Raw genomic sequence first — 4,254 nt, forward strand, 5'->3', positions numbered from 1 at the left:
CTGCTCCAGCTGGCTGCGCAGGTCGTCAAGGTCGAAGGTGCCCTTGCGCATGCGCTCGGCAGTGATCTTCGCCTTCTCGATGTCGATGGCCTCGGCGGCCTTCTCCACCAGCGCCACCACGTCGCCCATGCCGAGGATGCGGCCGGCCACGCGATGGGGATCGAAATCCTCCAGCGCGTCCATCTTCTCGCCGGTGCCGAGCAGCTTGATGGGCTTGCCGGTGACCGCGCGCATGGACAGCGCCGCGCCGCCGCGGCCGTCGCCGTCGGCACGGGTGAGCACGATGCCGGTGAGGCCGACGCGGCCGTCGAACGCCTTGGCGGTGATCACCGCGTCCTGGCCGGTGAGGCTGTCGGCCACCAGCAGCACTTCGTGCGGGTTGGTGGCGGCCTTCACCTCGGCCACCTCGGCCATAAGGGCCTCGTCCAGCGTCACGCGGCCGGCGGTGTCGAGCATCACCACGTCGTAGCCGCCGAGCTTCGCCGCCTCGATGGCGCGACGGGCGATCTGCACCGCGCTCTGGCCGGCGACGATGGGCAGGGTGGCCACGTCCACCTGCTTGCCCAGGGTGGCCAGCTGCTCCATGGCGGCGGGGCGGCGGGTGTCGAGGGACGCCATCAGCACCTTGCGCTTGCCGCGTTCGGTGAGGCGCTTGGCGATCTTGGCGGTGGAGGTGGTCTTGCCCGAGCCCTGCAGGCCCACCATCAGGATGGGGACGGGGGCGGGGGCGTTGAGATCGATGGGATCGGCGTCGGAGCCCAGGGTGGCGACCAGCTCGTCATGGACGATCTTGACCACCATCTGGCCGGGGGTCACCGACTTGATGACCTCCACGCCCACGGCGCGGTTCTTCACCCGGTCGGTGAAGGAGCGCACCACGTCGAGGGCCACGTCCGCCTCGATCAGCGCCCGGCGCACCTCGCGCATGGCCTCGCCCACGTCGGCCTCGGTGAGGGCGCCGCGCCGCTTCAGCTTGTCGAGTATGCCGCCGAGGCGGTCGGAAAGGGTATCGAACATGGCCGTCCGTGGTTTGGGTTTCACATAAGACGGGCCGAAGCCGGCCCCGCGCTCGCATCAAGACGACAACGCGTCAAGACAACGCAGATCGCGCCCGAGGGCGCAACGCGCTGTCGGGCGGTGACCTCCGGACCCAGGGTCCGGTCGGCGGGATCGGCAGGGCCGTCCTCGTGAAGTGCGGGTGGTTAGCACCTTTGCGCCGGCGAGGCAAATGCCCGATTGCCGCCATCACCGCATGATCCGTTTGCGGTGACGGGGATGGGGCCACATGATGCGCCCGCGCATGGCCATACGAAGGCATAAGTCTCCGGACGCGCGCACGCGCCGGGGCTGCAGCGAGGGAGGACGTTCCATGTCTGACACGGCCACGACCGGCGCCGCCCCTGCGGCTGCGCAGGTGGTTCCCTTCCCCGCGGATTTCCGGACCCAGGAGATCGCGACCAATGGCACGACCATCCATGTCCGCTTCGGCGGCAGCGGGCCGGTTGTCGTCCTGCTGCACGGCTATGGCGAGACCGGCGACATGTGGGGCGCGATGGCTGCCGCGCTGGCGCCGGACCATACCGTGGTGGTGCCGGACCTCAGGGGCATGGGGCTTTCGGCAAAGCCGGATGGCGGCTTCGACAAGAAGACCCAGGCCGGCGACGTGGCCGGCGTGCTGGACGCGCTGAACATCGGGAAGGCCGCCCTCGTCACCCACGACATCGGCAACATGGTGGGCTTCGCCTTCGCCGCCCTCCATCGCGAACGGGTGACACGGTTCGTCCTCATCGACGCCCCGCTGCCGGGCGTGGGGCCGTGGGAGGAGATCCTGAAGAATCCGCTGCTCTGGCATTTCCGCTTCGGCGGCCCGGACATGGAACGGCTGGTGGAGGGGCGCGAACGCATCTACCTCGACCGCTTCTGGAACGAATTCTCCGCCGATCCGAGCCATTTCGGCGAGGCGGCGCGGGCGCACTACGCCGCGCTCTATGCCTTGCCGGGCGCCATGCGGGCCGGGTTCGCCCAGTTCGCCGCCTTCGACCAGGATGCGATCGACAACAAGGCCTTCCTCGCCGCCGGCAAGCTTACGGTGCCGGTGCTGGCGCTGGGGGGCGAAATGTCGTTCGGCCTGACCATGGCGGAGGTGATGAAATTCGCCGCCACGGACGTTAAGGGCGCCGTCGTCCCCGGCAGCGGGCACTGGATCATGGAGGAGAATCCGGCCGCGACCGTCGCGCTGGTCAAGGCCTTCCTCGCCGCCGGATGAATTGCCGGCGCGACAAATGCGGGCCGTCCGCGGGCGCTCAGGCCCGCAGCGCGGCGCTCACCAGCGCGGCGGCGAGGAGGCCGAGCCAGCAGGCGGCGGCGCGTCGATAGGCGAGGGGCGGTTCGGCGGTGTCGCGCTTCATCATCGCTCCGGCGCCGGCCCAGATTGCCGCCACCATCACCACCGAGGCGGCGAACAGGCCGAGATGCAGCGGGAACGCCGGCGCGGCCCCCTGGGGCAGGAGCGTGAGGCCGATGATCAGCCCCTTGGGATTGAGCAGCGTCGTCACGAAAACCCGGCGCGGGGTGATGGCCTCCACCTGGGCGCGTCCCGCTTCCACCCGCCAGAGCTTCACCGCGAGGAAGGCGACCCAGCCCGCCGCCGCGAGCTTCACCGCGCTGGCCGCGAGTGGCTGCCGGGCGAGGAGGTCGGCGCCGAACAGCGCCAGCGGCGTCACCACGAGCAGATAGGCGGCAAGCTCCGCCGGCATCAGCCGCATGGACCGGCGCAGCCCCGCCGACGCGCCGGACAGCGCCAGCAGCGTGTTGGTGGGGCCGGGCGTGAGCAGAAGGCCCCAGATGGCGAAGAGAAACTCGGGTGTGGGCACGCGTGTCATCCGTTCGGCCGCCATGGGCGAGGCGGACCATAGAGGGCGCCCCGCCGGCGGCCAACGGAAGCTGGTGTCACATGGGGATTTCCCGGAGCGCACGCGCCGATCCGATCGGATCGGGCTCCAAGGGGCCGCATTCCCGGCGCGCGCGAAGCTGTGCTAGACCTGCCTCCCGACAGGAGGCCCCCATGCCCGATAACAACGAGATCACCCGTTTCTTCGGCGGCTCGCCCGCCTGGGTGCTGGTGCGCCTCGTTCTCCTGTCGGTGGTGGTGGGCGTCATCCTCGCGGCGCTGGGCATCGACCCCATGAACATCCTCACCAGCCTGGAACGGCTGGTGCGCAGCCTGTTCAACTTCAGCTTCGAGGCGGTGGAGCGGCTGTGGCGCTATTTCCTGCTCGGCGCCGTGGTGGTCATCCCGCTCTGGCTCATCCTGCGCGTCCTCGGCCGGCGCTGATCCCCCATGACCCTCGCCGCTGCTGACGGACGGGTCACGCACGCCCGGGTGCTCGCCATCGCGCTGCCCATGACGGTGGCGCACCTGACCACGCCGCTGCTGGGCATCGTGGATGCGGCGGTGGGGGGCGGCTCGGCGATGCGGCGCTGCTGGGCGGAGTGGCGCTCGCCGCCGTCATCTTCGACATGCTGTTCTGGGTGTTCGGCTTCCTGCGCATGGGCACGGTGGGCCTCGCCGCCCAGGCCGTGGGCCGGCGCGACGGCGTGGAAGAGCGCGCGGTGCTGGCCCGCGCCCTGCTGCTCGCCGGGGGGGTGGGGCTCGTCCTCATCGCCCTTCAGGGACCCATCGCCTACGCCGCCCTTGGCCTTGCCGGGGCGAGCGAGGAGGTGAACGCGGCGGTGCGCGCCTATTATGCCGTGCGCATCTTCGCCGCGCCCTTCACCCTGGCCAATTATGTGGTGCTGGGCTGGCTGGTGGGCCTCGGGCGCACCGGCCGGGCGCTGGCGCTGCAGGTGGGCATGAACCTGCTCAACATGGTGCTCACCGCCGGCCTCGTGCTGGGCGGCGGCTGGGGCGTCACCGGCGCCGCCGCCGGCACGCTGATGGCCGAGATCGCCGGCACCGCGGCGGGGCTGCTTTTGTGCCTGAGGATGCTGGGCGGGGCGGTGGCATTGCCGCGCGGGGTGCTGTTCAATCGGGCGCGGCTGGCCGAATCGTTCCTGCTCAATCGCGACATCATGATTCGCACGGCGGCGCTGATGTTCGCCTTCTCCTTCTTCGCGGCGCAGGGCGCGCGGGCAGGGGACGTGACGCTGGCCGCCAACGCCGTGCTCCAGAACATGGTGATGGTGGCCGCCTATTTCCTCGACGGCTTCGCCACCGCCGCCGAGCAGATCTGCGGCGCGGCGGTGGGCGGGCGG

The 4,254-nt window shown here is 70.7% G+C and carries 5 protein-coding genes; 3 read left to right on the forward strand and 2 right to left on the reverse strand.

The features are described 5' to 3' along the window. Positions 1-1,017, reverse strand: a 1,017-nt coding sequence (locus K9U41_RS21955; protein WP_282642966.1) for a signal recognition particle protein, incomplete at its 3' end; no start/stop codon positions are given. A gap of 352 nt (positions 1,018-1,369) precedes the next feature. Between K9U41_RS21955 and K9U41_RS21960 the strand changes: the two genes are divergently transcribed. After that, a complete protein-coding gene (locus tag K9U41_RS21960) occupies positions 1,370-2,266 on the forward strand; it encodes an alpha/beta fold hydrolase (RefSeq protein ID WP_282642967.1) in 897 nt (298 codons plus the stop codon). A gap of 37 nt (positions 2,267-2,303) precedes the next feature. Here the strand turns inward: K9U41_RS21960 and K9U41_RS21965 are convergent, their stop codons facing one another. Further along, the gene (locus K9U41_RS21965) at positions 2,304-2,873 is read right to left on the reverse strand and encodes a LysE family translocator (protein WP_282642968.1); all 570 of its coding nucleotides are present in this window, start codon (positions 2,871-2,873) and stop codon (positions 2,304-2,306) included. Positions 2,874-3,064: 191 nt separating this feature from the next. On the opposite strand from K9U41_RS21965, the gene K9U41_RS21970 reads away from it, so the two are divergent. Next, positions 3,065-3,334 (forward strand): DUF6460 domain-containing protein, encoded by a 270-nt coding sequence (locus K9U41_RS21970; protein ID WP_282642969.1) that lies wholly within the window; start codon positions 3,065-3,067, stop codon positions 3,332-3,334. Positions 3,335-3,492: 158 nt separating this feature from the next. Further along, a partial coding sequence (locus K9U41_RS21975) for an MATE family efflux transporter (protein WP_282642970.1) occupies positions 3,493-4,254 on the forward strand: 762 nt, incomplete at its 3' end.

This window comes from Xanthobacter autotrophicus (assembly GCF_029991245.1).
Classification (GTDB): Bacteria; Pseudomonadota; Alphaproteobacteria; order Rhizobiales; family Xanthobacteraceae; genus Xanthobacter; species Xanthobacter autotrophicus_C.

Excerpts from the sequence above, each read along its gene's own strand:
- K9U41_RS21960 (WP_282642967.1), top strand. The coding sequence starts at position 1,370 with ATGTCTGACACGGCCACGACCGGCGCCGCCCCTGCGGCTGCGCAGGTG.
- K9U41_RS21970 (WP_282642969.1), top strand. The coding sequence starts at position 3,065 with ATGCCCGATAACAACGAGATCACCCGTTTCTTCGGCGGCTCGCCCGCC.